This is a genomic window from uncultured Nitratireductor sp. (assembly GCF_913053745.1).
In the GTDB taxonomy this organism is placed as follows: Bacteria; Pseudomonadota; Alphaproteobacteria; order Rhizobiales; family Rhizobiaceae; genus Nitratireductor.
This window is the reverse complement of the sequence record NZ_CAJXGF010000233.1, coordinates 1-4,225: the sequence shown is the minus strand read 5'-3', so window position 1 is coordinate 4,225 and position 4,225 is coordinate 1. Positions and strand designations below refer to the sequence as shown.

Sequence of the window (4,225 nt, the reverse complement as noted above, 5' to 3'; positions counted from 1 at the left end):
GATGGCAGCATGACGCCGATCCACCGTGTCGTCGAGGGCGGCCAGCGCCGCGATCGATTTTCGATCGGCCTTTTCATACAGTTCGATAATCCGGCAAAGCATGAACTCCACGGTCTCGCACATCCGCACCGTCTCGCGTGTCACATTGGCGAGCGCTTGATGCGGGGTATCCAATGCGGCTGCGTCGAGCGCGCTGGTTTCAGCTATTGCCGTTTCGCTGCCTTCGTCCGTCTCACTTTGCGAACCTGTCTGTAGCGCAACGAGCGCCTGTGTCGCTTTGAGGATCAGCCGTGAAAGCGGAATGCCGGCAATCAGTATCAGCACGTTGAATGCAATATGCGCATGGATGATCCGATCCGCCGGATCGCTGCCGAGGCGTTCGAGGCTGGGCTCGGATATCACGAACGCCGTCAGCAGAACCACTGAACCGAGGCCGCGCATCAAGAGGTTGCCGAGAGGCACGATGCGGTAGGGGGGTGGCGAACGGCGTGTAAGCATCGGGGCGATGAAGGAACTGCCGAGATTGACGCCCAGAACCATGACGATCCCAAGGTCGGGGGAAACGATGCCGCGTGCCGCGAATGTGGTCAGCAGGAGCACGGCGGCGATGCTGGAATGGAAAAGATAGGTGGTTACGGCGGCAAGCAGAAAGGCGGTGATTGGATCGTCGGAAAGATATCCGACGATCAGCGGAACAATGGTGCTTTGTTGAAGCGGTTCTGAGGCTTCGCCCATCATTTCTAGCGACAGGATAAGCAGACCGACCCCGACGAGTATCCGGCCGAACTGCCGCCATTGCCGGCGTTCGGTTGCCAGAAAGATCGCCGTACCGGACAGAAGACACAGCGGAACGAGGAGTGTCAGATCGAAGCTCAGGATCTTTACAACCAGCGCCGATCCTACTTCCGCGCCGCGCACGGCGAGGATGCCGGAAAGTCCCGTTACGATGCCCAACCCCGCAAACGAACCGATCAACAGCGTCACCGCCGTCGAGCTCTGCAGGGCGATGGAAAGCGCGAGCCCGGTCAGGGCGGCCAGAAGCGGGTTGCCCAACGTCTGACGCAGGCGCTGACGCAACACATTGCCATAGGCGCGCTCAACGCCGGTGCGAACCATGCGCGTTGCCCAGAGCAGCAGCGCCACGGCGCCTGCCATATGCAGAAAGAAGACGGAACCGCTCATATCGCCTCTGAAAAAGTTTACACGAAACCTGACTCTGCGGAAAACTAAAGCGAACGAGCTGGGTAAACCGGAATAATTCGTTCGAGACAGCCGGTGGAGTCGGTGCGTCATGTTACATTTGCAATTTTAATATAGCAAATGTTCGATCTTGAGGCGGATGGAAATCTGCCGGCGAACGATCTATCGGTGGGGCTTCCCGCATTTCAAGCAACGAGAGCCCGGTCTGCTTTCGGGCTCTCGGCTTTCGCGCGTTGCCGAAGGGCTACTCGCCGCGCTTTTTGTCGGCTCCGTTTCGATCGAGCACGCGTCCGCTCATTGCATTTGTGAATGCGCCGTCGTCGATGCTCAGCCTACCGTTGACGATGAGGTAATCCACGCCTTCGGCCAGATGATGCGGATCGGTGAAGGTGCCCACATCTTTCATCTGAGCCAGATTGAACACAACCACATCGGCGACCATACCCTCGCGGAGGAAGCCACGATCTTTCATCCGGTAGACCGTTGCCGGTAAGCCGGTCATGGAGTGGATCGCCTTGGAAACCGGCACCACTTTCCGATCGCGTGCGTAATGGGCGATCATGCGAGGGAAACTGCCGTAGCTGCGCGGGTGCGGCACACCTTCGCCCATTTTTACCAGCCCGCCGTCGGAAGATGTCATACGCCACGGCTGTTGCATGAAACGCGCAATGTCGCTTTCGAGCATATTATAGGAGACGATGCCGACATCGCCCTCGGCTTCACGCAGCATCGCCACGGTTGTGTCGATCGCATCCAGCCCACGGGCTTTCGCGATGTCGCTTAGGCGTTTGCCTTCCAGGTCGGTGTCGGGTGCGAAGGTGCGGATCTGGATGCGATCCGCGCCGCCGCGTCTGTCGAGGTTCTCGGCAATCTGCGGTCGCAACGCTTCCAGTTCCGCCTCGTCAGTGAGGCGTTTCAGCATCGCTTCCGTGCCGCCCGCCATCGCTTTGCGTGGAATCAATGCTGAGGAAAGCCGTGTTGCCGAAGCATCGTACGGATACTGATCGACCCACATTTCCACGCCTTCGGCACGAGCCCGCTCGATCCGTTGAATGACCGCTTCGGAAAAACCCCACACGCGGGGCCCGAGTGCCTTCACATGCGTTACGATGCCTGGAATCCGCGCCTCACGGGCCACATGGATCACCTCGTCCACTGCACCGATCAGGCCGATGGAGTAGTCGCTCTCATCCCTGATATGGCTGGTGTAGAGGCCTCCGAATTCGCCGGTCACCTTGCCCAATTCAACCACTTCGGCAATCTCGGCGAAGGAGCCGGGTGCGTAAAACAGACCGCTGGAAAGTCCGAATGCGCCTTCTTCCATACCTTTGCGCACCAATTCACGCATGGCGTTAAGGTCATCTTCGTCGGCAGGGCGGTCTTCGTCGCCCATCACCTCGCGGCGTACGGATCCGTGCGGTACCATCAGGCCGACATTCACGCCGATGCCGTCCTTGAGAAGTGCTTCGCGTTGTGCGGCCAGATCCACCGCACCGCCACCGTCCGGATTGATCATCACCGTTGTCAGCCCCTGCGCCAACAGAGGCTCGCCATGCGAGAGTTCTTTGGTGGCAAGGCCTTCGCCGGCATGGGTGTGCACGTCGATGAAGCCGGGTGCGACATGCAGACCCTCGGCATCGATGCGGCGCGCGGCACCCATGTCATCCAGATTGCCCACGGCGACGATGCGGTCGCCGCTGATTGCCACATCCGCGACGATCCAAGGTGCGCCGGTTCCGTCATGAACGAAGCCGTTTTCGATGATTATTTCGGCCTTTTCCTGTGCGCTTGCATGGATTGGGGCGGAAACCAAAGCGCCCGCCCCAATCAGGAGGAGCGAGAGGCCTTTCAGCGTGAAACGTTTCAATTCGAGTTCTCCCGAAATTCATTATTGCCGCTGGTGCGCGAATGGCGCGCGGGCATGAGGCAGCGGCGTGCGAACTGCGACGGTCGGAACCCTCCTTCCTTCCCGACTCGTGCGGAAGATCAGCCTAGGGATGGAAGGGCGTGAGTCAAATATTTGATTTTACTATTAAAATCACGAAATCTGACTATTCATAATCGTACTTGTAGAGACAAGAAAGCCCGCGAACGATGACCGCTCGCAGGCAAATTGAACCGAGTGTTGCGCTAATCGAACGTCAAATGATCCGCTTGCGCAGCCAGGCTGAAACGATCTCGCCAAGCACCACGAGCGTGAGGATCGCCAGCAGAACGGTGGCGGCTTCCTGCCAGTTGAACGTGTCGATGGCACTTTGCAGGATGATGCCGATCCCGCCCGCGCCGACGAGGCCGAGCACGGTCGATTCGCGCAGGTTGATATCCCAGCGCAGGATCGCCACGGCCCAGAACGTTGGCATTACCTGCGGCACGATCGCATAAAGAATCACCTTGAAACGCGATGCCCCGGTCGCCTCCAGCGCCTCAACCGGACGTCGATCGATCTCCTCGATGGCTTCGCCGAGAAGCTTGCCGATAAAGCCGATGGAACGGAACATGATGGCGATGATGCCGGCCACGATGCCGGGACCGAAGATCGCCACGAACAGAAGTGCCCAGATGATCGTGTTGACCGACCGGCTGGAAACCAGAATGAAACGCCCGAGCCAGAGGGTCGCGGCATTTGGCGTCGTATTCTGTGCCGCGATATAGGCAACGGGCAGAGAAACGAACACGGCAATCGCGGTGGCGATGGTGGCAATGTTCACTGTCTCAACCAGCACCCACAATATGCTCGGCAGGTTCGTCACGTCCGGCGGCACCATGCGGCCGAAAAGGTCGCCCATCTGCTGCGGCGCGTCGAACACCCAGGCCCATATCACGTCGATGCTGGTCAGCGCCCAGACGATGGCAAGCACAGCCAGAAGGAAGATCGCGAAACGCTGCAGCCGCTCACGCGGGGTGTAGCGCGCCCATTCTTCCGGGGTCGTTTCCATGCTCACCATATCCGTTTCCTGATCTGACCGCTGATCGCTTCGCTCACCAGGATGACGGCGACGATGACGATGGTGATGGCCAATGCGAA

At 59.2% G+C, this 4,225-nt stretch carries 3 protein-coding genes; all 3 read right to left on the bottom strand.

Annotated elements, in window-relative coordinates:
• Positions 1–1,182, bottom strand: a 1,182-nt coding sequence (locus QZ638_RS22630) for a Na/Pi cotransporter family protein (RefSeq protein ID WP_295814872.1), incomplete at its 3' end; no start/stop codon positions are given.
• A 262-nt stretch (positions 1,183–1,444) separates the two neighbouring features.
• Positions 1,445–3,067 carry an amidohydrolase family protein gene (locus tag QZ638_RS22625; protein ID WP_295814868.1) on the bottom strand — a complete coding sequence of 541 codons (1,623 nt, stop codon included), beginning with the start codon at positions 3,065–3,067 and terminating at the stop codon, positions 1,445–1,447.
• A 274-nt stretch (positions 3,068–3,341) separates the two neighbouring features.
• Positions 3,342–4,145, bottom strand: coding sequence for a phosphonate ABC transporter, permease protein PhnE (phnE, locus tag QZ638_RS22620; protein ID WP_295814874.1), 804 nt, complete (start codon positions 4,143–4,145; stop codon positions 3,342–3,344).
• Positions 4,146–4,225 lie beyond the last annotated feature (80 nt).

Coding starts and splice junctions, on each gene's coding strand:
- phnE (WP_295814874.1), bottom strand. CDS start 4,145: ATGGTGAGCATGGAAACGACCCCGGAAGAATGGGCGCGCTACACCCCG.